Source organism: Streptomyces sp. NBC_00237 (assembly GCF_026342435.1).
In the GTDB taxonomy this organism is placed as follows: Bacteria; Actinomycetota; Actinomycetes; order Streptomycetales; family Streptomycetaceae; genus Streptomyces.
In genome coordinates, this window is record NZ_JAPEMT010000003.1 from 101,247 (window position 1) to 125,387 (window position 24,141).

Genomic DNA, 24,141 nt, shown 5'->3' on the forward strand with positions numbered 1-24,141 from the left:
CCGTGGGCGAGACACCACAGGGCCGTGCCTTCACGGATGCCGACGAGGCACTGCTCTACGACGTGCTGAACCCCTGGGATCCCGACCACCGCTCCGACGACGGCTTCTACCACCCGCTCGTGATGGCGGCCGATTCCGTCCTCGATGTCGGCTGCGGCACCGGCTCCCTGTTGCGCCTGGCCCGCGCGCGGGGGCACGGGGGCCGCTTCGCGGGCCTCGACCCGGATCGTGCGGCGCTGGAGCGGGCGCGCGGCGAGTCCCCAGGGCCGGACGGGCGCATCGCGTGGGTGGAGGGAGTCGCGGCGGACGCGGCCAGGCTCTGCGGCACCGGGTTCGACCTGGCGACGATGACCGGGCACGCCTTCCAGTGCCTCGTCACCGACGAAGAGGTGCGCGACACGCTCGGTGCGGTGCACGCCGCTCTGCGCGCGGGTGGGCGCTTCGTCTTCGAGACGCGGCATCCGCAGGCGCGCGCGTGGGAGAAGTGGAATCCGGCCGACTCGGACGTCCGGGTCGACCTCCCGGGAGTCGACGGGGCTCCCGCCCGGCCCCTGCGGTGCTGGCACGAGCTGGCTGCCGTACGCGAGCCCCCGACCGGCGGCGGTGTCGTCGTGGACTTCCGCAGCACGACCGCCACTCCGGACGGCACCGTGCTGCGGCTCGGCAGCTCCCGGCTCCGCTTCCTCGACCCCGGGACCCTGAACGACTTCCTCGACGGGGCGGGCTTCGTGATCGAGGGCCAGTACGGGGACTGGGCGCGGGGTCCGCTGGCCCCGACGAGTACGGAGATCATCACCATCGCCCGGAAGTAGCGAGCGGTCCCGCTCCTTCGTTCGCTCATTCGCTGGGCTCTCCTCGGCGGCTGCCGTCGCGTGGCCTGCTTTCCCGCGCCGTCGCGCGATAGCGGGGTGCGCCTGCGGCGGGCTGCCCCTCCCCGCCCCTTCACCTATGGGTGTGGGAGAAGCCGAGGAGGTGAGGTGGAGGGGCTGGCGTTGAGGGGGTGAGGCCGGTCCGACTATCCGAAGGGGCTTTCTTCGTAAGAGAGTTGGGGAGTGTTGGCTTCTCGTTCGGTCCCTCCTTCGGTCCCTCCGGCATCCTCGCAGGTCAGTCCTCTTCCGGGCCCTCGAAAGGGACTGAGAGGGACTGGCTTCCGGAATCAGGGCCCGATTCGGCGGCGAGTGCCGTCAGGAGTCCTTCGTCAGCATCGCCACTCCCGGGCCGCTCAGTTCGGCCGGTGCGGGCGTCCGGCCGGAGACGCCGAGCAGCAGGGCGAGCGCCGTTCCGGTGACTTCCGGGCCCTCCCCGATCGTCAGGTCGGCGTCCGTCGCGGACAGCCGTACGCGTGACGCCAGCTCCTTGGCCCCGCCCATGGAGGCGGAGGTACGGGTCTGGAGGCGCAGGGCGCGGGCGACGGCCTCGGGCGCGTAGGTGTGGGTGAGGCCGAGCGGGCGGCGTACGTCCTCGCCGTGCACGACCTCCTCGACCAGGCGCGTGTCGAGCGGTGCCGGGGGAGTCGACGTCCGGGACGCCGCCCGCCGCAGCCGCTCCAAGGTCTCCTGCGGGGAGGCGCCCCGCTCGCGCGCGACGCCGACCGCGTTCTGCCGGTCGAAGTCGAAGCGTGCGCGGACCATGGCGGCGACGAAGCCGAGGCGCGTCGTCGTCCACGTGTCCACCAGGTGGGCCGCCACGTCGTGCACGGTCCACCCCTCGCAGAGCGAGGGCGCGTCCCACTGCTCGGGTGTCAGCCGGGACAGGTCCTCGACGAGGGCCGCGCGTTCCGCGTGCACCATCGGCCAGACGTCGTTCTTCATGGCTTCTCCGTGGGTCGTCGGGCGTTGCGGTCACTGTGTCCGTCCATAGGACCCGCCGCATCCCGGGAACTCATCGGTCAGTCCGTGTCCAGCCCGTCCACCAGTCGGTCCAGGAACCGCGCGAACATCGCGTCCGGCGACAGCGAGCGGGCCGGTGCGCCCAGTGCTTCCGCCAGTTCCGGATGCCGCCCGTCCGACGCCACCGCCGTCAGATAGCGGACCTCCGCCGCCAGCCGGGCCGGGTCGCCCGCCGCCTGCGCGCTGGTCAGCTCGTGGGCCAGGTACGCCGAGACGAAGCCCGTGAGCTGGCTGAAGACCTCCAGCCTGGCCCCGCCGTCCAGGCCCGTCGGGCGCAGCGCGGCCAGGACGTGCTCCAGGAAGGCGAGGGCGTTCGGGCCCAGGGAACGGCGCGTGCTCAGGGCCGCCGGGAGCCAGCGGTGGCGGAGCATGTGGGCGCGCTGGAGGTGGGCGACGGTCTTGAGGTCCGCGCGCCAGGAGCCGGCCGGGGCGGGGGGCGGGGTGAGTTCGGCGGTGACGTGGTCGACCATCAGCTCCAGCAGGGTCTCCTTGTCGGGGGCGTAGCTGTAGAGCGACATGACGCCCGCGCCGACCTCCGCCGCCACCCTGCGCATCGTCACCGCCTCCAGGCCCTCCGCGTCCGCGAGCGCCACGGCCGCCGCCGTGATCGCCTCCCTGGTGAAGGCGGGTTTGCGGCCCCTGCCGGAGCGGTTGGCGCCCTTGCCCAGCCAGAGCTGTTCCGGGTCCACCGGGGGCGGGGACGGCTTGTCGGCGGCGCGGGGCATGGGGCCTCGGTTCCTCGGTTCTTCGGGTGGGCGTGGTGGGGTCCATCCAAGCATCCGCTATTCTCGTACAACGTACGGAAAATAAGGGGAGGGATGTTCCATGGGTCTGACGCGTGAGAAGAGCGGGAGCGCCACGGGCGGGAAGGTGCCCTTGGCCTCACGGCTGATGCGTGCCACCTGGCGCAAGCTGCCCGCCGCCCGGTACGAGGTCGGGTTCGAGGCGGGAATCGCCGTCCCGGCCACCGACGGCGTGACTCTGGTGACGGACCACTACTTCCCCCGGGGTGAGGGCGAGTTCCCGACCCTGCTCGTCCGCTCGCCGTACGGACGCGGGATTCCCTGGTCGCCCCTGTACGGCGTGCTCTTCGCCGAGCAGGGCTTCCACGTGGTCGTACAGAGCTGCCGGGGGACGGGCGGGTCCGGCGGCACCTTCCACTACTGGCGCAACGAACCCGCCGACGGGCAGGCCACCGTCGCCTGGCTGCGCCAACAGGACTGGTTCAACGGGGTGTTGGGGACGGCCGGACCCAGCTATCTCGGGTACGTCCAGTGGGCCCTGGCCCTCGACCCGCCGCCCGAGCTCAAGGCCATGGCTGTCCAGGTGGGCCTCCACGACCCCCACGCCTTCTTCCACACCGACGGCATCCTCCACCTGGAGAGTCCCTTGGCGTCGAGCATGGGCGTGGAGAACCAGCACCGGGGAGTCGTGCCCTTCCTGCGGGCCACCCTGCGCCTCCAACGCCACGTCCGCCGCATCGTCTCCGCCCGCCCCCTCCGACGGGCCTACGAACCCGCCCTCGGCCAGGTCCCCTGGCTGGACGACGCGATGACCCACTCCGACCCCGCCGACCCGTACTGGAGCGGGGCCGATCTCGCCGAGGCGGCCGAGCGGGCCACCGTACCGACCAGCCTCGTCGCGGGCTGGCACGACGTCTTCGCCGACCAGACCCTCGCGCAGTACGCCCGGCTGCGGAAGGCGGGCTGCGACGCCGCGCTGCTCGTCGGCCCGTGGACCCACACCTCCGCCCTCCAGCAGGGGTGGACGGATGTCTTCACCGAAACGCTCGCCTGGCTGCGGGCCCACCTCTGTGACGATCCGTCAACTCTGCGTCCCAGTGCGGTGCGTATCCACCGTGGAGGTGACGGGGAGTGGCTGGACCTGGACGGGTGGCCGGGCGAAGGGATACGGGTCGGCTCGTGGTTCCCGGACGCGTGCGGGCGGCTCCTGGGGGAGGCCCCCACGGGCGACGAACCCCTCGTCTCCTTCCGCTACGACCCCAGTGACCCGACCCCGTCCGTGGGCGGGCCGCTGCTCTCTCCCGGTGGGGGCTCCCGCGACCAGAAGGCCCTCGAAGCCCGCGACGACGTCCTCACTTTCGACGGGCCGGTGCTGACCGGGGCCGTCGACGTGCTCGGCGCGGTCTTCGCGCGGGTCCGCGTCTCCACCGACACCGGGCACGCCGACCTCTTCGCGCGGCTGTGCGACGTCGACGCGGACGGGCGTTCCGTGAACGTGTGCGACGGCATCGCGGCCGTACGCACGGAAGGGGACGCGCCTGCCGCCGTCGACGTGGCCATGAGCTCCACGGCGTACCGCTTCGCCGTCGGGCACCGGATACGGCTTCAGGTCAGCGGCGGGGCACACCCGCGCTTCGCCCGGTCGTCCGGGACGGACGCCCTGCCGCTCGACGCCGTCGACTTCCGCCCCGTACGCCTCACGCTTCACTCGGGGACGGTGCTGGAGCTGCCGCTTCCGTCTCCAGCGCGTCCCCAAGTACCGCCTCCGGGTGAAGAATCGCTTCCGCGCGAGCCGGTACGCTGACCGGGGCTGGCAGACGTGCCGCCCGCCGATCCGGTACTCGGCCGTGACGCCGGTCAGCCGGGCGACCCGCTCGCCCGCGTCGAAGGTCTGTCAGGCGCAGGCGGTGCCGAAGCGCTCCGGGGTGGAGCCGGTCCCGTAGCGGAGGTGGTACTGGGTCGCGCTGTTGTACGGGACCTGGGTGAGGGGGTCGGTGAGCGGGCGCGGGTCGAGCCGGGCCTGGGGGCGGGAGCCGCCATGGGTGTCTCCTGGCGGGCGGGGCTGGCGGCCCCGCCGGGGCCGAAGCTGCCTGCACGCCAACGAACAGCTCGTCCGTGACTGCCTCGCCGCGATCAGCAGGGCGGACGCGGAGGGCTGGCTCGCCTCATACACCGACGACGCCGTCTCCCGGGACGTGCCCCTCGACTCGGCGTGGAACGGGCGGGCCGGACTTGAGGCCGGGGTGCGTTCCTGGCTGGCCGCGATCCCCGACACCCGGATGGACGTACGGGCCGTCTTCGCGGGCGACCGGCCGGGGTTCTGCGAGCTGAGCCTGAGCCGGGCCCTGGCCGACCTTGGCGAGGCGGTCGAACCCGGCCTGGCGAAGGCCGCGTCCCGCCCCGACCCGGCGGCGGCCGAGCACGCCGCCGCCACCCGGCTGCTCGTGGAGAACCGGCGGGCGGCTCTCCAGGAGGCCGCCGAAAGGTCGAAGCGCATCGCGGACCGCTGATCGCGATCCCCTCATAACCCCAGGTCACGGGGCAGCCATCGCACAACTCTCCGAGCAGTGAAGCTCGCTGGGAGGGTTGGCGCGATGGCTTTGCCGTGTCGGGGCTCCGTCCTGCACCCAGCACTCCTTCCGCCGTGATCACCGACAGAGCGAAAACGATCGCGCGTTCGAACTCTGGGCTACAGTTATCGAACGAACGTACGATTAAGACTCTCGGGCGGATGGACAGAAGGGGGCAAAGTGATGGAGGTGCGGCATGGCGGGCTTCGCGCACCTGCACGTCGCGTCCGGTTACTCGATGCGCTACGGCGCCTCCCAGCCCGAGCAACTGGCCCGGCGGGCGGCTGAGCGGGGCGTCCCGGCGCTCGCGCTCACCGATCGGGACACGGTCACCGGCTCCGTCCGGTTCGCGCGGGCCTGCGCCGCCGAAGGGGTCAGGCCGCTCTTCGGCATCGACCTCGCGGTGGAGGCCCTCGCGCCTCTGCCCTCCGCGCGGCGACGCCGTACGCCGGTGCGCGGCGGTGCGCACGTGGTCGAGCCGCCCCTGCGCTTCGTCCTGCTGGCGCAGGACCGGACGGGGTGGGCGCGGCTGTGCCGCATCACCTCGGCCGCCCATGCGCATGCCCCTGCCCCTGCGCATGCCGCAACGTCTGCCCACGGCCACTTCCCTGCCCCGAACGGAGCGCCGGTCGTGCCGTGGGAAGCGCTGCGCGCGTACGGCGGCCCCGGCCTGACCGTGCTGCTCGGCCCCCTCTCGGAGCCGGTCCGGGCGCTGTCCATGGGCAGGGAGGACGTGGCGAGGAAGCTGCTGGCCCCGTGGCGGGAGATCTTCGGAGAGGGCGTACGCCTGGAAGCCGTCGCGCAGAAACGTTCCGGCACCGGTCCTGGATCACTCCGGCTGGCCGCCCGCACGCTGGCCCTGGCCGACCGCACCCGCACCACGGCCGTGCTGTCGAACGCGGTCCGCTACGCCGACCCCGAGCAGCACCGGCTCGCCGACGTCCTGGACGCCGCACGCCTGCTGCGGCCCATCGACCGGCGCCACCTGGACAGCGGACAGCGCTGGCTCAAGGACGGAGGAGCGATGACACGCATCGCGCACATGATCGCCGAATCCGCGGAGGCATCGCCCCGACGGGCGGAGCGCCTGATGGCGGACACCGCCGCCACGGCCGCCGGGTGCGCGGTGGACACCAAGGCCGACCTGGGCCTCGGCACACCGCACTTTCCCGAGCCCCGGCTGCTGGGAGCCCGCCCGGGACCGGACGGCGCCGCGCGGCTGCTGCGCCACCGCAGCGAGGCGGGCCTGGCCCGACGCGGCCTGGACCGCGACCCCGTCGCCCGCGAGCGCCTCGACGAGGAGCTGGCCGTGATCTCCCGGCTGCGCTACGACTCGTACTTCCTCGCCGTCGGCCAGGTCGTGGCCGACATCCGGGGGAAGGGCATCCGGGTCGCGGCCCGCGGCTCGGGCGCCGGGTCGCTGGTCTGCCACGCGCTGGGCATCGCCACCGCCAACCCCCTCGAACACCGTCTGCTGTTCGAACGCTTCCTGAGCGTGCGCCGGGGGTCGCTCCCCGACATCGACATCGACGTGGAGTCCGGCAGAAGACTCGAATGCTACGACGCGATCTTCGACCGCTTCGGCAAGGAGCGAGTGGCCGTCACCGCCATGCCCGAGACCTACCGGGCCCGCCGCGCCCTGCGCGACACGGGACTGGCCCTGGGCATCGCACCGGCCGAGGTCGACCGGATCGCCAAGAGCTTCCCCCACCTGCGGGCCTGCGACATCACCGGCGCACTCGCCGAACTGCCGGAACTGAAGCGGCTGTCGGCCGAGGCCCACCGGTACGGGCCGCTGTGGGAACTCGCCGAGGGGCTCGACTCCCTGGTGCACGGCATGGCCATGCACCCCTGCGGCGTGGTCATCAGCGACGCGACCCTCCTGGACCGGCTGCCGGTGCAGCCCACCCCCCAGGGCGACTATCCGATGGCGATGGCGGCGAAGGAGGAGATCGAGGCGCTGGGCAACATCAAGCTCGACGTCCTGGGCGTACGGATGCTGTCCTCGATGGCTCACGCGGTCACCGAGATCGAACGCGTCACCGGCGACCGCGTCGACCTGGACGACCCGTCGCAGGTGCCGCTCGACGACGTCTTCGCGTTCAAGCTCATCCAGGACAGCAACACCCTGGGCATGTTCCAGCTGGAGTCGCCGGGCCAGCAGGACCTGCTCTCCCGCCTCCAGCCCCGCGACCCGCAGGACGTCATCGCCGACATCAGCCTCTTCCGCCCCGGACCGGTCGCCGGAGGCATGCCCGAGCGGTACATCGCCGCCCGCCACGGCGGCACGCCGTCGTACGCCCACCCGGACCTGGAACCGGTGCTCGCCGACACCTACGGCGTGACCATCTGGCACGAGCAGATCATCGAGACCCTGTCGGTGCTCACCGGCTGCGACCGCGCCATGGCCGAGATCGCCCGCCGTGCCCTCGGCGACAAGAACCGGCTGCCCCGGATCAAGGACTGGTTCCACCGTGAGGCGCGCGCACGCGGTTACGCCGCCGCCGTGCGCGACGAGGTGTGGAAGACCGTCGAGGCGTTCGGCGCGTACGGCTTCTGCCGCGCGCACGCGGTCGCCTTCGCCGTACCCGCCCTCCAGAGCGCCTGGCTCAAGGCCCACCACCCGGCCTTCCTCCTCGCCGGGCTCCTCGAACACGACCCCGGCATGTGGCCCAAGCGCGTCCTGGTCGCCGACGCCCGCCGCAACGGGGTCGCCGTCCTGCCCCTCGACGTCAACCACTCCAGGGCGAAGCACACCGTGGAGCGGACCGACGGCGAGCGGACCGACGGCGAGCGGTGGGGCGTGCGGCTCGCCCTGAACGCCGTACGGGGAATGAGCGAGGAGGAGTGCGTACGGATCGAGAAGGGCCAGCCGTACGCATCCCTGTCGGACTTCTGGCAGCGGGCCCGGCCCAGCCGCCCGGTCGCCGAACGCCTCGCGCAGACCGGCGCCCTGGGCTGCCTCCACGACGGCCGCCTCACCCGACGCGACCTGATGCTCCAGATCGCCGAACTCCACCGGCAGTCCCGCACCCGGTCCGCGGGCGACGGACAGCTCTCCCTCGACGCGAGAGCCGTCGGCGGGGAGGAGCCGAGCGGCCTGCCGGAGCTGACCGGACGCGAGGCCCTGGGCGCGGAACTGAACACGCTCGGCATCGACGTCTCCCGGCACCTGATGGAGCACCACCACCGGCTGCTGCGCGAGATCGGCGCCACCGACGCGACGCACCTGGCCGGGCTGCGCGCCGGGCAGCAGGTCCTCGTCGCGGGCGTACGGGCCTCCACGCAGACCCCGCCGATCGCCAGCGGCAAGCGGATCATCTTCGTCACCCTGGAGGACGGCGCGGGCCTGGTCGACCTGGCCTTCTTCGAGGACTCCCACGCGGCCTGCGCGTACACCGTCTTCCACAGCGGGCTACTCCTGGTCCGCGGCACGGTCCAGGTCCGAGGCACCCGCCGCACGGTCGTCGGCACCATGGCCTGGGACCTGGACAAGATCGCCGCCGCCCGCCGCGACAACGGCCCGGAGGCGGCCCTCACCCTCCTCGGGGCCGACCGCCCGCATCCGACCCCCGCCCAGCCCCGGCGCACCCTGACCGACGGCACCGCCGGCGCCCGCCTGCACCCGTACGCCGACCTCCAGCCCGCCGGGAGCCGCTCGGCGGACCTGAAGAAGTTCGGCTACACGAGCCCGGGGAGCGCGGGATGAGCACCTCCACGACCACGCGGGCCACACCCCGGACCGCACCTCAGCGGTACATCGCCCACCTCCACCTGCACGCCGCGCTCGGTGAGGACCGGCTCGACGACGTCGTCGAGCTGCTGTCGGGCATCACGCCCCACGTTCACGCGGTCCCGCCCCAAGCCGTACAGCTCGACCTGACGTCGGCGCTGCGGTACTTCGGCCTGTCGCCGTACGACGTCGTCCAGTTGGCGATGATGCGGCTGAAGGCCCACCACGGCATCGACACCAGCGCCGGTCTCGCGCCCAACCGCATGCTGGCCTCCATGGCGGCGGACATGTCGGCGCCCGGAGACACCACCCAGGTCACCGGGGAACGCGCCGCCGCCTGGCTGCGCCCCCGCCCGGTCGCCGCCCTGCCGGGCGTCGGCCGCAGCACGGCGGACGTCCTCACCAAGTACGGCCTGCACACCATCGGCCAGGTCGCCGACGTCCCCGCGAGGACCCTGCAACGACTCCTCGGTGTCGCCCAGGCGAGGCTGCTGGCCGAACGCGCCCGGGGCCAGGACCCCCGCCCGGTGGTGCCCAAGGAACCGGCGGCCCATCTGACGGCGGATCTCGTACTCGACCGGGACTGCCTGGACCCGGCCCAGCACCACCGGGCCGTACTGGAACTCGCCGAGCGCATCGGACAGCGACTGCGCGGCGAGCACCAGGTCACCAGCCGTCTCACCCTCACCGTCCGCTACGCCGACCGCACGTCCACCACCCGCACCCGCGTTCCGGCCGAACCCACAGGACACTCCGCCGCCCTCACCGCGGACGCCCTGGCACTGCTGGCCGGTCTGGGACTGCAACGCGCCAGAGTCCGGGCCTTCGCCCTGCGCGCCGACGGCCTGTCACCGGCCGACGGCGCCTACCGCCAGCTCTCCCTGAACCCCGGCGACGAACGCGCCCGCGCGGTGGAGGAGGCCGCGGACCGGGCCCGTCGGCGCTTCGGGCCGGGAGCGGTGTATCCCGCCGTGCTGGCCAGAGTGGAACGCCAGTAAGGAAATGGCCTTCCAGGCCGCCGCCACCGGGGCCTTACGGGGCCGTACGGGGGAGAAGCGCGGGCGCGGGGCGCGTGTCGGATGCGGCGGGCGGGCGGTCTCGGCAGGGTGCTCAGGGCCGGAAGGCACTCCGCCTCCCTCGTGGGAGCGCGGGGTCACCCACCCCCTGTGAACGATGTACGGAGTCCCCATGCGCCGCACCGCCCTGATCGCCGCCGCCCTCGGCACGGTCCTCGCCGCCGCCCTGCCCGTCTCGGCCGCCCAGGCCGCATCCGCCGTTCCCGCCCACCCCGCCGGGTGCGGCGCGGCCGCCACCGACTTCGCCGGCGCCTCCTACGCGCAGGCCGACAAGACCGACACCGTCTCCTTCGCGGAGGACGGCACGTACCGGATCGCGAAGGCGTCCGGCGCGACCTTCGAGGGCACGTATGACGCCGATGCCTCGACCCTCACCTTCACCAGCGTGGACGGCCACCGGACCACCGCCACCGACCGCACCTGCGCGGCCGGGGCCTCCACGCCCGCCTCGTTCAAGATCGACGGGGGCCCGACGTACCAGATCCAGGGCTGACCAGGGGGTTCCTGACTCCCTCGATTTCGGCCCCCTGCTCCCGGCCGCTCCGCGCGACGCTGCCGGGAGCTTCCGCGGGCAAGGGGCGGGGCTGAGGCACTGGGGCGTTCGGTGCGCCCCTGCTACCTTCCCCTTCCATGGGGATACGGGGGATACGGGGAACCGGCGTGGCTCTTTCCGTGGCGGCGGTCGCGGCGGCGGTGACGGCGCTGGCCGGATGCACGGTGGACAGGTCCGGGTACGACGGCACCCGGCAGCCGACCGGACGGTCGGACCTGGAGAACCCCGACCGCGTCGACGTCCTGCGGTCCCGCGCCGAGAGCAAGGGCCGCATCCAGGGCCTCCTGCTGCGCAACGCGAAGATCGAGAAGGGGATCGCACCGGAGAAGGCGATCCCCGACGAAGCCGAATGCACGGGCGCGTGGCGGCTGCGCGGCCACGAAGCCACGGTGGGCGAAGGCAACCTGGACGTCTTCGTCCTCGCGTGCACGTCGGTGCCCGCAGCGAGCGCCGGCCCGACGCCCGCCGCGAGTCAGCCAGGGTGAGACCGGGGCTCCGGGCCGGGCGAGAAGCCCCTTCCCGGCTCCCTTCCCGGCCTCAGCCTCGGACGGCCTGCTTCTCGTACCCCACCAACCGCACGCACACCGCGAGTCCCTCGACGGCCTGCTCCAGCTCCGCGAGGTTCGGGTAGCTCGGCGCGATGCGGATGACCGCGTCGCGCGGGTCGTCGCCGTACGGGTGGGTGGCCCCTGCCGGGGTCAGCGCGATTCCGGCCGACGCTGCCTGCCGCACGACCTCCTTCGCGCACCCGTCCGGCACCTGGAGCGTGACGAAGTACCCGCCCTCGGGGGCGGTCCAGGTGGCGAGCCCGGTGCCGCCGAGACCGGCCTCCAGGATGCGGGCCACGGCCTCGAACTTCGGCTGGAGCAGGGCGCGATGGCGCTCCATGTGGGCGCGCAGCCCGGCCGCGTCGCGCAGGAAGAGGACGTGCCGGAGCTGGTTCACCTTGTCCGGGCCGATCGACCGCTTCTGGTTGTTGGAGAGGAGCCACTTCAGGTTCGCGGCGGACGCTCCGAAGAAGGCCACACCGGCACCGGCGGCGGTGATCTTCGAGGTGGACCCGAAGACGAACGCCCGGTCCGCGTTGCCCGCCCGCTCGCACGCGCCGAGCAGGTCGGCGATCTCGACGGGCCGGTCGGTGAGGTGGTGGGCCGCGTACGCGTTGTCCCAGAAGATCCGGAAGTCGGGGGCGGCGGTCGCCATCGTCGCGAGCCGCTCGACGGTCTCGTCGCTGTAGCAGACCCCGTCCGGGTTGCTGTACTTCGGAACGCACCAGATGCCCTTGACCGCCGGGTCCTCGGCGACGAGCCGCTCGACGGCCTCCATGTCGGGCCCGCTCTCGGTCATCGGCACCGGAATCATGTCGATGCCGAACCGCTCGCAGAGCGCGAAGTGCCGGTCGTACCCGGGCACCGGGCACAGGAACGCGATCCGCTCCTGGTCCACCCACCGCGACGTCGCGCCGGGCAGCACGCTGAGCAGCGCGTGCACGATGGCGTCGTGCATCAGCTCCAGGCTGGAGTTCCCGGCCGCGACGAGCTGTGCCGCCGGGACCTGGAGCACCTCCGCGAAGATCTCCCGCAGCTCGGGCAGCCCCTGCAGACCCCCGTAGTTCCGTACGTCCGTCCCGTCGGCGGACGTGTACCGGCCGCCCGGCAGGCCGAACAGGTCCTCGGAGAGGTCGAGTTGCTCGGGGGAGGGCTTGCCCCGGGTGAGGTCGAGGGAGAGGCCCCGTTCCGCGAGTTCCCGGTAGTCCCGGCGGGCCAGGTCCAGGAGTCCGGTGAGGTTGTCGGGGCTGATCTCGGTGGTCATGGGTACGGTGGTTCCTCTCGGGCGGTGCAGGCGGTACGGGTGCCATGGCGTGGGGTGCCGTGCTGCCGACGCTATACCGGCGGGCGGGTCGTACGAGCACGGGCTGCCGGGCCGCCTGCCCCGCCGCGCCCGACGGAAACCCCGACCGGGCAGGTCGCGGGCCCGGACGCGCGGCGGCGACAGGGGGCGCGAGCGGAGTCCGAGCACCCTGTGCGAGCCCCGTACGACTCCCCGGCCACCGAGGTGGGGATAGCCCCCGGCTCCGGAAGGGAGCCCGCCGGATGGTGGGCGACCCGCACCGTGCGCGAGCCTGATCAGGACAGACGTCAGGAAAGTGCCGTGGAACGAGGGGGCCGAAGCATGTTCGGAAGTACGACGGGGCGATGGTGTGCGGCGGCGGCAGTGGTGCTGGCCGTGGTGTCGACGGGGGCGGTGGCGCAGGGCGCGCCGAGCCCGAAGGGCGGTACGGACGGTGCCTCGCTGGAAGGGGTCTGGCGCGGTGACGGCTACCAGGAGTATGTGACGGTACGTCATGGAGTGCTGCGGAGTTACGAGTTCTCGGCCGCCGACTGCCTGCCGGGAGGGCTCCGCCTCACCGCCGGGCGGGCCCCGGCCGGGGGTGGCGTGCCGTTCCGTGACGAGGCCGGGGTGCGAGGGCTCACACTCCGTACGGCAGGGAAGGACAACATCCGCCTGGCGTCCGCCGGTTCGGTCGGCGAACGGCGTCTGGAACGCATCGCCGCGCTCCCGGCGGACTGCACGCGCACGCCTTCCACCGACCCCGTGCACACTTTCGACGTGTTCTGGGCGACCCTGCGGGAGAACTATCCCTTCTTCCGGGCGAAGGGCGTCGACTGGGACGCGATGCGCGCCACGTACAGGCCCCAGGTGCACAAGAACACCAGCAGCGACCGCCTCTTCGAGATCCTGAGCAAGATGATCGAGCCGCTGCACGACATGCACACCCAACTCCGCGACGTCGCGGGCAAACGCGGCACCATGAACATGCGGCCCGGCACCCCTTACCCCGAGGACGTGAAGAAGTTCCTGGCCCGGGTGGAGGCTGCCAGCAAGCCTCAACTCGCCTCCGAGATAGAACAGTTCGCCGGAGGGAAGATCCAGTACGCCGATCTGAAGGAACGCGGTGTCGGGTACCTCCGTATCACCGGTTTCTCCGGATACGGGAAGGACTGGGACGCGGATGCGGACGCCGAGGTGCTCGACCGGGCACTGGCCGAGATCTTCACCGCCGAGCGGGTGCGAGGCATGCGCGGCCTCGTCGTCGACCTCCGCGCCAACGGGGGCGGCTCGGACGCCCTCGGCATCAAGGTCGCCGCGCGGCTCACGGACCGTACGTACACCGCGTACACGAAGGTCGCCCGCAACGACCCTGCTGATGAGGGCAGTTGGACGGCCCCCCAGGCCATCAGGGTCCACCCGGCGAAGGGGCCGAGGTTCACCGGTCCCGTCGCCGTGCTCGGCGGCCCGCTCACGATCAGCGCGGGCGAGTCGTTCACCCAGGCCCTGATGTCCCGCACCCCGGCCCCGATCCGCATCGGCGAACCCACCCAGGGCGTCTTCTCCGACGTCATGGAGCGGGATCTGCCGAACGGATGGGTGCTGACGGTCCCCAACGAGAAGTTCCTCACCGCGCGCGGCACGACGTACGACGGTGCGGGAATCCCGCCCACGCACCGCGAACCCGTCTACGCCGAGGCCGACGTGACGCGTCTCCGCGACCCCGGCCTGAAGCGCGCCGCACGCGAACTGGGCCGCCGGGGCAGGTGACGGAGCCGGACGCCCGCTTCTGTGCCGAAAGTCGGAGCGCCTCCTGGACCTGGTCCTCGACGCCGTCCACGCGGGGCTCGTCGCGCGGGGCGGGCAGAGCGCCCCGCCGATCCCGCCCTCGCAGCAACCCGCGCCCCCGCCTCCTCCGGTGAGCCCCCTGGGCGGTACCGCCTGGCCCCCTTGGGCTCCGCCCAACACCCCAGAGGCTGCACCACCCTCCGCTTCCCCAGCCCCCTTGGGCGGCGGGGCCTCCGCCTTCGCCTAGCCTCCTTGGGTGGCGGGGCCGCCCCCCGGGGGGCGGAACGGGCGGGCAAGGGGGCGGCACCCTCGCTCCGGGCCCACCCCGGAGCCGCCCGCCGTTACCTCCGCCATCAGGTGCGCCGGACCCCGGTGCGCCTGCGGCGGGCCGCCCCAGACCCTTCCCCAAGCTCTCAACTTCGTTCGAGCAGGGGAGACCCCATCCTTCACCTGAACTCGCGAGGCTTGGGGGTCGGACGTGCGGGTGCGTTGGGGCTGGGCGCGCAGTTCCCCGCGCCCCTGAAGGGGCATGCTTCGCAGCCCCGAAGAGCAAGGGAGCGTACGCGCGGCGGAGCCTCACAGGTCAGGCGGCAGTGGCACCGAACCACCGTTCCAGCGCCGTGCGCAGGTCCGCTGGGGACGAGCCGACCCACGCCACGTGCCCGTCCGGCCGCAGCAGCACCGCCGGTGCGTCCAGTTCCTCGCTCGCGTCCACGACGTGGTCGACCCGGTCCGCCCAGCCCTCCACCGACAGCCGGCCGTCCGTACGGTCGAGCAGCAGGCCACGGCCGGTGTGCATCAGGTCGTACAAGGTGCCCTGCTTCAGCCGCAGGTCCCGCATCCGGCTGCCGAGCAGCGCGTGGCCCTCGCCGAAGTCGTAGCGGACGTCGACCGCCGTGATCATGCCGGTGATGTAGCGGTTCACCTCTTCGAAGTCCATCAGCTTCGTGAAGATCTCGCGCAGCGCCGTCGCCCCCGGGTCGGCCCCGAGTAGCGTGATCTGCGCGCGGGTGTTGTCGAGCACGCGCGCGCCCACCGGGTGACGTTCGGTCTCGTACGTGTCCAAGAGGGCCTCGGGCGCCCACCCGTTGACCGCAGCGGCCAGCTTCCAGCCCAGGTTGAACGCGTCCTGCACGCCCAGGTTCAGGCCCTGCCCGCCGGTCGGCGGGTGGATGTGCGCGGCGTCGCCCGCCAGGAACACGCGGCCGTCCCGGTAGCGCTCGGCCTGCCGGGTGGCATCGCCGAACCGTGACAGCCAACGCGGCGAGTGCACACCGAAGTCGGTGCCCGCGAACGCCCGGAGCTGTTTCTTCATCTCGTCGAGCGTCGGCTCGGCCGTCCGGTCCTCCGCCACGCCGTCGGCAGGCACGACGATGCGCCACAGCCCGTTCTCGCTGGGGCTGACGGCGAACCGCAGCTGCGTCTTGTTGACTTCGGCGACGGCTGCGGCGACCGTCTCCGCGTCGGCGGTCAGCTCCATCTCGCCCAGCATCGTCTCCACCGTGGCGGCCAGGCCGGGGAAGTCGATTCCGGCCAGCTTGCGCACCGTACTGCGACCGCCGTCGGCCCCGACGAGATAGCGCGAGCGCAGCTTCGTACCGTCCGCGAGCTCGACGGTCACTCCGTCGGCGTCCTGGTCGAAACCGGTGACCGTGCAGCCGCGTCGTATCTCGACGCCGACAGCGAGGGCGTGCGCGTTGAGTATCTTCTCGGTGGTTGGCTGAGGGCTGGCCACGCCGAACGGGTGCGCCGTGTCCAGCTGTTCGGGCCACGGCTTGGTGATCCCCCCGAAGAGGCCGCCCACCTGGAACTTCTCGCTCTCCGCGAGGAAGGCGTCCAGCAGGCCGCGCTGAGCCATCACCTCGACGCTGCGTGCGTGCAGGCCCTGGCCCCGGGACTGCGTGGTCGGCTCGGTGAGCCGCTCCAGCACGACCACCCGTACGTCGTGCAGGCGCAGTTCGGCGGCCAGCATCAGACCGGTCGGTCCGCCGCCCGCGATGATCACGTCGTGCGCGTCGATCGTGTCGCTCAAGGAAATCCCCGTCTCTCGGTAGGTCAGATGGGCGATTCTGCGTCATGATCGGGGCCTTGCGGCAAGTCCCCCCGTGGGTTATAAGTTGAGAGTGCCGGAGGTGCGGTGCGTCACCCTTCCGAGCCGTCCCTCGCCGCGAGCGTCGTCGCGGCGCGTTCGCCGCCCGTGTCGAAGTGCCTGTCCAGATAGGCGTCCGGGGCGAGTTCGCTGTCCCGCATCAGGGAGAAGACCTCGCTGCCGATGCCGGGGGCACCCTCGTCGCTGAAGAGCGCGAAGGTCTGGACGAAGCCGAGGTACTCCGTGCCGTCGAGGCCCTCGCAGTACTCGGCGGCCTCCTGCTCGGCCGCGGCCATGGCGGCGTCGGAGTCGGTGACGTGCCAGAGCGTGATGCGTTCCTCGTAGGTGTTCAGATCGCGGTGCCGGTAGACGGTGCGCGCGGAGAACCACGACGTGGCGGATTGTTCGGGCATGGCGGCTCTCCGGGGAAGTGTGGGGCGAGGGCTACGGGAACTGCGGGGCGTCGGCGACGAGGCTGCGGAAGGTCGTCGCCGGGTCGGCGTCCAGCTCCGGGAGGCTGCCGCCGAGTTGCAGCGTCGCGAAACCGTGGGCCAGTGACCAGGCGGCGAGTCCCGCCCGTCGGGCGTCGGGGTTGCGCCCGGATTCGGGGAGGTCCTCGACGCCGGAGCGCAGAGGAGCGTACGCGCGCGCCTTGGCGGCGACGAGTTCCGGAGCGTCGTCGTGGAGCAGCCGGGGCTGGAACATCACCTCGAAGTGCGCCGGGTGGGAGAGGGCGAACTCCACGTACCGTGCGCCCATTTCGCGCAGCCGGTGCGGGGCGTCCGCCGGGACCTCGCCCAGCGCGGCGGCCAGCAGGTCGAAGCCCTCGGTCGCGATGGCGGTGAGCAGGCCGGCCTTGTCCTTGAAGTGATGGGCGGGTGCCGCGTGCGAGACCTCGGCGCGGCGGGCGAGGTCACGGAGGCTGATCCCGGTGACTCCTTCGCCCGCGATGACCTCCAGGGCGGCGCGGAGGACTGCCTGGCGCAGGTCTCCGTGGTGGTACGAGGTGTGTGTTGCTGCCATGGGTGGATGCTATCCCCTGGATCTTGGCAGTGACAAGTAGGCATTGACAAGATGGGGGCGGGGAGGTGAACTGTATCTAGGCGGTGGCAAGTTGGTGCCGTTCGCAGAGCAGTGAGTCCGTGGCAGCGAAGGAGAACCGAGATGACGCACCGTCCGAGCACCGCCCGGCAGATGTGGCAACTGCTGGAGCCCGTGCACGCCACCGTCTACTACGCGGCGGAGTCCTTCGAGGCGGCCGAACGCCTCGGGTACGCCGTCGACGAGCGCTGGCCCGCCTATTTCGCCTACCGCGCCGCGCCGCTCGGCGCGGTGGGCCCCGGCCTGGTGAACGCGCTCTTCTACAGCTTCAGTCCGCGCATGGTGGAGCGGTACGCCGCCCCGGCCTGGCGGATCGCGACGCCCGAGCAGGTGCTCGTGGCCCGCAGCGAAGCCGTGGACCGGGCCCTGCGCAGGCTGTTCGGCGACCGGATCGGTTCGCCGGACCTCCGGGAGGCGGCGGAGCTCGCACGTCGCGCGGCCGAGGCGGCGGACACGGCCGGGCGGCCCATGGCCGCGGCCAACGCCGCACTGCCCTGGCCCGACGCGCCGCACCTGGTCCTCTGGCAGGCCGCCACCGTCCTGCGCGAACACCGGGGCGACGGCCACCTCGCCGCCCTCCAGGCCCACGGCATCGGACCGGCCGAGGCGCTGGTCTCGCACGCGGCCGTCGGTGCCGCACCCGCTGAGGTGTTCGGCAGCAGGCAGTGGAGCGAGGAGGAGTGGGCGGGGGCGGGTCGAGGGCTCGCCGCGCGTGGTCTGCTGGAAGGCGACGGCACCGCCACGGCCGAAGGTCTCCGGGTCCGCACCGCCGTCGAGCACCTCACCGACGAACTCGCCGTCGCGCCCTGGAACGCGCTCGCGCCCGACGAGGTCGCACGCCTGTCCGAACTCCTCCTGCCCCTGGTGCTCGACATCGTCGCCACCGGACTCCTCCCGGAGCGCAGCACCCTCGGCATCGGGATGAAGTACGGGGACGAGTGAGGGGGCAACGTCCGTGCGGGGAGGCCGAGATGATGCTGACGGGGTGACAGGTGCGGTCGACCGCAAGGGGGGGAGGTATCAGGAATCATCGGCCGAAGTCCTTCACATGTCGACACCAGTCCTCACAGGAGGCGGGTTGCCAGAAAGGTTGCCGATGGAGGAGTGTTGTCGTGAGGCAACCTTTCTCGGCCTCGGAATCTTCCTCTACTCGATGGGGTGAGGGGCCCGCACAGCGGGCCTTCTACGTTTGGCGCTTTCTTCCAGGCAAGCAACTACGCAGCAGGCGGGTGCCCAGCAGGCGGGTGCCCAGCAGGCGGGTGTCCAACAGGCACGCGCGACCGGACCAGACGGTTCTCGCGGTGACGGCCGGGCGTGGCACGCGGCGCCGTATCCGGCACTCGTGGTGGACGGACGGGACACGGTCCGCCATGCCAACGAAGCCGCCGAGGCCCTCTTCGCGACAGCGGCAGCGGCAGCGACGGCAGCAGCAGCGACTGCGACTGCCACAGCGACAACGGCCAAGGGCCCGTGCGCGGGGCGTCCCCTCGCGGAAGTGGTTCCGGACTGGCTCCTGCGCGCGCACCGGCAGCGCCGTACCGCAACGCGGTCGGAGACGGCACGCGGTCCGGTCGGCGACCGTACCTTCGAAGCGCACCCCGCCCGGCCGGACGACGAAGGCACCGTCGTGTGGTGGCTCGTCGACGACACCGACCAGGTGCTCGCCCGGGAGGCCCTGCGGCTGGAGCGCGAGCGCACCGCCTTCCTCACCCGGGCGTCCGACCGGCTGCTCTCCTCCCTCAACCTGGACCGCTGCATGGACGCCACCGCCCAGCTCGCCGCCGAGCACCTGGCCGACGCGGCTCTCGTGGTCGCCCCGGCCAGCGGGCACCGGCTGCCCGCCGTGGCGTGCGTCAGGGGCGGCAGCCCGGTGCGCTCGCTCAGGACCGCCGACCCGCACGACGTGCCGGGGCTCGGCGAGGCGCTGCAGGGCTTCCCGCCGGTTCCCTCGCGGTGGATCGACCCGGCCGCCGCCCCCGACTGGGTGGTTCCGGACGGTTTCGGCGAGGTCGGTTCGATCGTCGTGACGCCGCTGCCGGGACACGGGGTCCCGGCGGGCGCGCTCATCCTGCTGCGGCGTGCCGGGGAGCGGGAGTCCAGCGCGTTCAGCGAGGAGGAGGAGGTCTTCGCCCGGCTGTTCGCGTCGCGCGCCGGGGCCTCGATGTCGGCCGCCCGGCTGTACGCGGAGCAGTCCGCCATCACCGAGACCCTGATGCGGGAACTGCTCCCGCCGGTCCTGCACCAGGTCGCGGGCATGGAGTTCGCCGGTGGCTACCGGCCGTCGCAGGACACCGAGCGGGTCGGCGGCGACTTCTACGACGTCCACCCGGCCGCCGCCGACGGCGAGGCGTCCCTCGCGGTGCTCGGCGACGTGTGCGGCAAGGGCCTCGACGCGGCCGTGCTCACCGGCAAGATCCGCAACACCCTGCACGCCCTGCTCCCGCTGGCCGACGACCACCAGCGCGTCATCGACCTCCTCAACGGGGCGCTGCTCAACTCCCACCACGCCCGCTTCGCCACCCTGGTGCTGGCCTCGGCGGTGCGCGACGAGGATCGCGTACGGCTGCGGCTCAGCAGCGCCGGACACGCCGCGCCCCTGCTCGTACGGGCCGACGGGCGGGTCGAGGAGGCCGACACGAGCGGCACGCTGGTCGGGGCGATGCCCCGGGTGCCGACGCGGACGGTGCAGGCGACGCTGGCTCCTGGCGAGAGCTGCGTGCTCTACACGGACGGCATCACCGAGGCGCGGGGCGGACCGCTGGGCGACGCCATGTTCGGTGAGGACCGGCTGAAGGCGGCGCTGGCCGACTGCGCGGGCATGCCCGCGACGGCCGTCGTCGAGCGGGTGCAGATGCTGGCGTCGCAGTGGGTGGGCGGCGGTCGCCACGACGACATGGCGGTCCTGGTCATCTCGGCGCCGCGAGCGGTTCGACGGCGGGAGAGGTCCGTCCGGTGAAGTCCGGTGAAGTCCGGTGAGGTCCGGTGAACGGGCGTTCTCGGGGCAGGCTCAGCGCATGAGCCCGCACACAGCTCCCGACCGCCCCAGCGGCCCCGGCACCCTCGCAGGCGCCGGCTTCCCCGGTACGGGCCCCGCCGCGCCGCCCGGCCACGCCGATTCCCGCGCCCCGGCCGTCTACGCCGACCGGTTGTGGGAAGCCGTCGGCGCGGGCGACGAGTACGAGGCCACCGACACCGTCCTGGACGCCCTCGACGACGGGCTGCCCGCCGAGGACGTGCTGCTGGAGGTCATCGCCCCCGTACAGGCGAAGGTCGGTGTCGAATGGGCCGCCAACCGCATGACCGTGGCCCAGGAGCACACCGCCACCGCCATCAACGACCGCGCGGTCGCCGCTCTCGCCCAGCACACGGCGGTGCGGCGCACGGCAGCCCGGCGCACCCCGTCCGGAGCCCCCGCGTCCGGAACCCCCGCGTCCGCCCCCGCCAAGGGCCGCATCGCGGTCGCCTGCGTCGACGGCGAGTGGCACGCCCTGCCCGCCCGCATACTCGCCGAAGTGCTGAAACTGCGCGGCTGGCAGGTCGACTACCTCGGCGCGCAGGTCCCCACCCCGCACCTGATCGGCCATCTGCACCGGTCGGCCACCCAGGTGGTGGCCCTCTCCAGCTCCATCGCCACCCGGCTGCCCACCGCCCACGCCACCATCACCGCCTGCCAGGCCACGGGCGTGCCCGTACTGGTCGGCGGGGCGGCCTTCGGGCCGGACGGCCGGTACGCGCGCCTGCTCGGAGCCGACGCCTGGGCCCCCGACGCCCGCTCCGCCGCCGACCTCCTCGACGCCGACCGGCTGCCGGGCCCGCCGCACGCGCACCAGCCCCTGGACGACCTCCCGCACCTGGCCGACCAGGAGTACACGATGGTCGCCCGCACCCATGCCGAACTGGTCAAGGCCGCCTTCGTCGGCCTCGAAGAGCGCCACCCGGACATGCGCGCGTACACCGAGCGGCAGCGCGAGCACACCGCGGAGGACCTCGCCCACATCGTGAGCTTCCTCGCCACCGCGCTCTACACCGACGACCCCGATCTCTTCACCGGCTTCCTCCGGTGGACCGCGGGCATCCTCGTTGCGCGCGGCGTCCCCGCCGACTCCCTGTGCCCCGCACTCGACATCCTCGGCGGGGAACTGCGGGACTTCCCTCGCGCCGGCCGCTTCCTGACCCTCGCCACGGACGCCCTCAAGGCCATGTGACGAGCGCTGCCGTTCCCCCCATCACCTCCGGCCCCGGAAAGCCCGCATGACGACGATGCCCCCGCGCCCGATCCCGCCGACCCGCCGGATCCGTCCGCATCCGCTGCACGTGCAGGCCGTTCCCCGAGACGACGGAACCGTACGCCTCGAACTGCACGGCGACCTCGACTACGACCACGCCGACCGCCTCCTGACCGCCGTACGCGAACAGCTCGCCGACCGCCCCGGGCTGCGCGAACTCCGGCTGGACTGCGCCGACGTGGCGGCGGTCGACTCCATGGGCCTGTCGGTCCTGCTCATGGTCCACCGCGCCACCGCCGCCGCCGGAGCCCGTCTGCACCTAGACGCCCGTACGCCGGCCCTGGAGCGGCTGCTCCAGATCACCGGCACCCTGGAGCACTTCACCGGACGCGGGACGGAGCCGACGTCCGAGACGCACTGAGAGCCGGGGGAGACGGTCACGCACCGCCCGGCCGCACCAGCCCCGTCTCGTACGCCATCACCACCACCTGCGCCCGGCTTGCCAGGTTCAGTTTCGTCATCGCCCGGTTGAGGTGCGTCTTGACCGTCGCGCCGCTGATGAACAGCAGCTCCGCGATGTCCGCGTTCGACAGTCCGCGCGCGGCCATCCGCAGCACCTCCACCTCGCGGCCCGTCAACTGGTCCAGATCCGGCGGTAGTTCAGGGGGCAGGGCGGCCTGGGTCTCGTGGTTCTCCGTTCGTACGGCGAAGGACTCGACCAGCCGCCGGGTGACGCTCGGCGCGAAGAGCGAGTCCCCGCCCCGCACCGCGTTCACCGCCGCCAGCAGCCGTTCGGGCCCCGAGTCCTTCAGGAGGAAGCCGGAAGCGCCCGCGCGCAGCGCCCCGTACACGTACTCGTCGAGATCGAAGGTCGTCAGGATGAGGATCCGGGGCGGCGGGTCCCCGGCCTCCGCCAGGATCCTGGCCGTCGCCACGATGCCGCTCATCCCGGGCATCCGGATGTCCATGAGGACGACGTCCGGGCGCAGTGCGGCGGCGAGTTCGACGGCCTCCGCGCCGTCGGCGGCCTCGCCCACGACGTCGAAGCCGGGGGCGGCACGCAGCAGTCCCACCAGCCCGGCGCGGATCAGGAACTGGTCGTCGACGACGAGGACCCTCGTCGCCTCCTGAGCACTCATCGGGTCCGGTCGTCCTCCGGTCGTACGGCCCGGGGCGAGGTAGGCAGGTCGAGGCGGACCTCGTAACCGCCTGCGCCGCCGTGCGGGCCGATGCTGATCGTTCCGCCGTAGAGCTTCGCCCGCTCCCGCATTCCGATCAAGCCGTGGCCGGTTCCGCTCGGTACTCTGGCTGGAATTGCCCCTTCTCCGGTGGCCGGATCCGCGTTCGTGACCGACACCGTCACCTGGTGGACGCCGTACCGCAGTTCCACGACGGTGGGCGCTCCCGGCGCGTGCTTCAGTACGTTCGTGAGCGCCTCCTGCACCACCCGGTACGCGCACAGCTCCACCCCGGGCGCCAGCGGACGCTCCGCCCCGGACACCCGCAGCTCCACCGGCACGCCTCCGGCCCGTACCCGCTCGACCATCTCCGCGAGCCGCGCGAGCCCCGGCATCGGGGCGTCCGGCACGCCGACGCCGTCCCGTTCGTCCGGTGCGCGCAGCAGCCGCAGCATCCGGCGCATCTCCTCCATGGCCTCCGCGCTGGTGCCCGCGATGGTGGCCAGCGCGGCGCGCGCGGTCGGTGGGTCGGACTCGAAGACGAACTGCGCGAGCCCCGACTGCACGGAGATCACCGACATGTGGTGGGCGACGACGTCGTGCAACTCCCGTGCGATCCGCCCGCGTTCCTCGCCGACCTCCCGGCGGGCCCGCTCCTCCTGCTCCGCCCGCAGCCTGCGCGCCAGCTTCGCCGACCTGCGAGCCACCACCCCGAACCGCCACAGCGCCGCGGGCCACACCAGGGCCTGCGCGACGACGGCGGGCATCGACGAGCGGGGGTCGAGGAGACCGGCGTACACCCATATCGCACCCATCAGCACGGTGCAGGCCGCGGACGCCCGCAGCGGGCGCAGCGACGCGACGGTGTAGACGGCGAGCATGGGGCCGAAGCTGTTGGCGACCGGCCAGTACCCGGCCGTGATGAAGACGATCCACGCCGCGTGCACGAGAAGGCAGACGGCGACCGGCGCCCGGGTGCGGAACGCGCCCGGCAGGTTGACCAGACCGATCAGCGCGTACCCGAGGAGGTCGAGCGCGGGCCGCCCCTGCGCGACGGACTCCTGCCCGAGCAGCACGGCCACGGTGGTCTGCGCGAGGGCGAGCAGGAGGTCGGCGCGAGGAGGGCGGAACCGGTGCATCGTCGCAGCGTAATCGGGCCGTTGTGGGGGCACGTCAACCGGGCGGCATACCACGGAGGTTGTAGGAGGGGCCGGAACTGCCACGTTCGGTGGAGACGGAGATCAACCCCTCGTGGGACGCCGCGCGGCCGTACCGTCCGTAACTTCATCCACGGCGGTACGCCCCCGGTCGACGCGACCCGGCGTACCCGACAGGGCCACGACGGTCCGTCCTCACCATCGGGGG

20 protein-coding genes are annotated in these 24,141 nt (G+C 72.7%); 12 read left to right on the forward strand and 8 right to left on the reverse strand.

Going from position 1 to position 24,141, the window contains the following annotated elements; genetic code table 11:
* Positions 1-2 precede the first annotated feature (2 nt).
* Entirely contained in the window at positions 3-812 is an 810-nt protein-coding gene (locus OG897_RS27350; RefSeq protein WP_266660720.1) for a class I SAM-dependent methyltransferase, read from the forward strand.
* 372 nt (positions 813-1,184) lie between these two features.
* On the opposite strand, the gene OG897_RS27355 is transcribed toward OG897_RS27350, so the two are convergent.
* Both OG897_RS27355 and OG897_RS27360 read right to left on the reverse strand, forming a co-directional pair.
* The gene (locus OG897_RS27355; RefSeq protein ID WP_266660721.1) at positions 1,185-1,811 is read right to left on the reverse strand and encodes a maleylpyruvate isomerase family mycothiol-dependent enzyme; all 627 of its coding nucleotides are present in this window, start codon (positions 1,809-1,811) and stop codon (positions 1,185-1,187) included.
* A 77-nt stretch (positions 1,812-1,888) separates the two neighbouring features.
* Complete coding sequence (locus tag OG897_RS27360) at positions 1,889-2,614, reverse strand: TetR/AcrR family transcriptional regulator (RefSeq protein WP_266660722.1); 726 nt, start codon at positions 2,612-2,614, stop codon at positions 1,889-1,891.
* Positions 2,615-2,780: 166 nt separating this feature from the next.
* On the opposite strand from OG897_RS27360, the gene OG897_RS27365 reads away from it, so the two are divergent.
* The 6 genes from OG897_RS27365 to OG897_RS27390 all read left to right on the forward strand — a co-directional run bounded on the left by OG897_RS27365 (position 2,781) and on the right by OG897_RS27390 (position 11,049).
* Positions 2,781-4,436 (forward strand): CocE/NonD family hydrolase, encoded by a 1,656-nt coding sequence (locus OG897_RS27365; RefSeq protein ID WP_266662449.1) that lies wholly within the window; start codon positions 2,781-2,783, stop codon positions 4,434-4,436.
* Positions 4,437-4,674: 238 nt separating this feature from the next.
* A complete protein-coding gene (locus tag OG897_RS27370) occupies positions 4,675-5,142 on the forward strand; it encodes a nuclear transport factor 2 family protein (protein ID WP_266660723.1) in 468 nt (155 codons plus the stop codon).
* A gap of 256 nt (positions 5,143-5,398) precedes the next feature.
* The gene (locus tag OG897_RS27375; protein WP_266660724.1) at positions 5,399-8,911 is read left to right on the forward strand and encodes a DNA polymerase III subunit alpha; all 3,513 of its coding nucleotides are present in this window, start codon (positions 5,399-5,401) and stop codon (positions 8,909-8,911) included.
* A complete protein-coding gene (locus tag OG897_RS27380; RefSeq protein ID WP_266660725.1) occupies positions 8,908-9,933 on the forward strand; it encodes an ImpB/MucB/SamB family protein in 1,026 nt (341 codons plus the stop codon). The genes OG897_RS27375 and OG897_RS27380 overlap by 4 nt, the downstream gene beginning before the upstream one ends.
* A gap of 190 nt (positions 9,934-10,123) precedes the next feature.
* Complete coding sequence (locus OG897_RS27385) at positions 10,124-10,504, forward strand: hypothetical protein (RefSeq protein ID WP_266660726.1); 381 nt, start codon at positions 10,124-10,126, stop codon at positions 10,502-10,504.
* A 167-nt stretch (positions 10,505-10,671) separates the two neighbouring features.
* On the forward strand, positions 10,672-11,049 hold the full coding sequence (locus tag OG897_RS27390) for a hypothetical protein (protein WP_266660727.1): 378 nt from the start codon (positions 10,672-10,674) through the stop codon (positions 11,047-11,049).
* A 52-nt stretch (positions 11,050-11,101) separates the two neighbouring features.
* Here the strand turns inward: OG897_RS27390 and OG897_RS27395 are convergent, their stop codons facing one another.
* A complete protein-coding gene (locus OG897_RS27395; protein WP_266660728.1) occupies positions 11,102-12,376 on the reverse strand; it encodes an aminotransferase class I/II-fold pyridoxal phosphate-dependent enzyme in 1,275 nt (424 codons plus the stop codon).
* A 360-nt stretch (positions 12,377-12,736) separates the two neighbouring features.
* On the opposite strand from OG897_RS27395, the gene OG897_RS27400 reads away from it, so the two are divergent.
* On the forward strand, positions 12,737-14,164 hold the full coding sequence (locus OG897_RS27400) for a S41 family peptidase (RefSeq protein WP_266660729.1): 1,428 nt from the start codon (positions 12,737-12,739) through the stop codon (positions 14,162-14,164).
* A gap of 601 nt (positions 14,165-14,765) precedes the next feature.
* Here OG897_RS27400 and rox read toward each other — a convergent pair.
* From rox to OG897_RS27415, 3 genes are all read right to left on the reverse strand, one after another.
* Positions 14,766-16,214 (reverse strand): rifampin monooxygenase, encoded by a 1,449-nt coding sequence (rox, locus tag OG897_RS27405; RefSeq protein WP_266660730.1) that lies wholly within the window; start codon positions 16,212-16,214, stop codon positions 14,766-14,768.
* A 110-nt stretch (positions 16,215-16,324) separates the two neighbouring features.
* Positions 16,325-16,684, reverse strand: coding sequence for a hypothetical protein (locus OG897_RS27410; protein ID WP_266660732.1), 360 nt, complete (start codon positions 16,682-16,684; stop codon positions 16,325-16,327).
* Between the two features lie 31 nt (positions 16,685-16,715).
* Positions 16,716-17,294 (reverse strand): TetR/AcrR family transcriptional regulator, encoded by a 579-nt coding sequence (locus OG897_RS27415; RefSeq protein ID WP_266660733.1) that lies wholly within the window; start codon positions 17,292-17,294, stop codon positions 16,716-16,718.
* A gap of 141 nt (positions 17,295-17,435) precedes the next feature.
* Here OG897_RS27415 and OG897_RS27420 point away from each other — a divergent pair, with 141 nt between their 5' ends.
* From OG897_RS27420 to OG897_RS27435, 4 genes are all read left to right on the forward strand, one after another.
* Positions 17,436-18,314, forward strand: coding sequence for a hypothetical protein (locus tag OG897_RS27420; RefSeq protein ID WP_266660734.1), 879 nt, complete (start codon positions 17,436-17,438; stop codon positions 18,312-18,314).
* Between the two features lie 400 nt (positions 18,315-18,714).
* The gene (locus tag OG897_RS27425) at positions 18,715-20,328 is read left to right on the forward strand and encodes a PP2C family protein-serine/threonine phosphatase (RefSeq protein WP_266660735.1); all 1,614 of its coding nucleotides are present in this window, start codon (positions 18,715-18,717) and stop codon (positions 20,326-20,328) included.
* 58 nt (positions 20,329-20,386) lie between these two features.
* Positions 20,387-21,577, forward strand: coding sequence for a B12-binding domain-containing protein (locus tag OG897_RS27430; RefSeq protein ID WP_266660737.1), 1,191 nt, complete (start codon positions 20,387-20,389; stop codon positions 21,575-21,577).
* A gap of 46 nt (positions 21,578-21,623) precedes the next feature.
* Positions 21,624-22,019, forward strand: coding sequence for an STAS domain-containing protein (locus tag OG897_RS27435; RefSeq protein WP_266660739.1), 396 nt, complete (start codon positions 21,624-21,626; stop codon positions 22,017-22,019).
* Between the two features lie 16 nt (positions 22,020-22,035).
* Here the strand turns inward: OG897_RS27435 and OG897_RS27440 are convergent, their stop codons facing one another.
* Both OG897_RS27440 and OG897_RS27445 read right to left on the reverse strand, forming a co-directional pair.
* A complete protein-coding gene (locus OG897_RS27440; protein WP_266660740.1) occupies positions 22,036-22,737 on the reverse strand; it encodes a response regulator transcription factor in 702 nt (233 codons plus the stop codon).
* Entirely contained in the window at positions 22,734-23,915 is a 1,182-nt protein-coding gene (locus tag OG897_RS27445; protein ID WP_266660741.1) for a sensor histidine kinase, read from the reverse strand. Before OG897_RS27445 ends, OG897_RS27440 begins: the two co-directional genes overlap by 4 nt.
* Positions 23,916-24,141 lie beyond the last annotated feature (226 nt).